The sequence below is a fragment of the Roseomonas sp. 18066 genome, assembly GCF_902706185.1.
GTDB lineage: Bacteria > Pseudomonadota > Alphaproteobacteria > Acetobacterales > Acetobacteraceae > Pseudoroseomonas.
Genome location: NZ_CACSJM010000382.1, coordinates 1 through 422, shown reverse-complemented (window position 1 = coordinate 422; position 422 = coordinate 1). Strand labels below are relative to the sequence as shown.

Genomic DNA, 422 nt, shown 5'->3' with positions numbered 1-422 from the left:
CCTTCATGCGATTGGCCCGTCGGTTGGCGAACAGGTAGGCATGGTGAGGTCGGGCCTCACCGAAGACCTTGACCACCCGGCCCAGTACCGACTCGGTGCCCGCACGCATGTCCAGCGGTTCACAGGCAAGCCAAACGGCATCCACTCGGATCACCGGAGCACCTCTCGGGTCCACATGGCGAATTCGGCTGCAGCGCTGGTCGGCCAGGTGATGGACATCGTGATAGCGCCGCTGCGCAGTTCGACCCGCAAGTCCGCCTGCGATGCTGACGGTTGGCTGGGTGGCGCCGGTGCGCAAGCCATCGTGAGGGGCAGCGCGATGAACTAGCCTGTCTTCGTGGCCGCCTTGGCGTCACCGCCCCGGGCCAGCTTGCGCCAGCGATGAACGACGTTGGCATTGATGCCGTGTGCCATCACTATCT

1 protein-coding gene is annotated in these 422 nt (G+C 64.9%); it reads right to left on the bottom strand.

All coding sequences use genetic code 11. The annotated features are described in order from the left end of the window. The coding region (locus GVN67_RS30585; protein ID WP_368667274.1) for a hypothetical protein at positions 1-109 on the bottom strand (109 nt) is incomplete at its 3' end. Between the last annotated feature and the right edge of the window lie 313 nt (positions 110-422).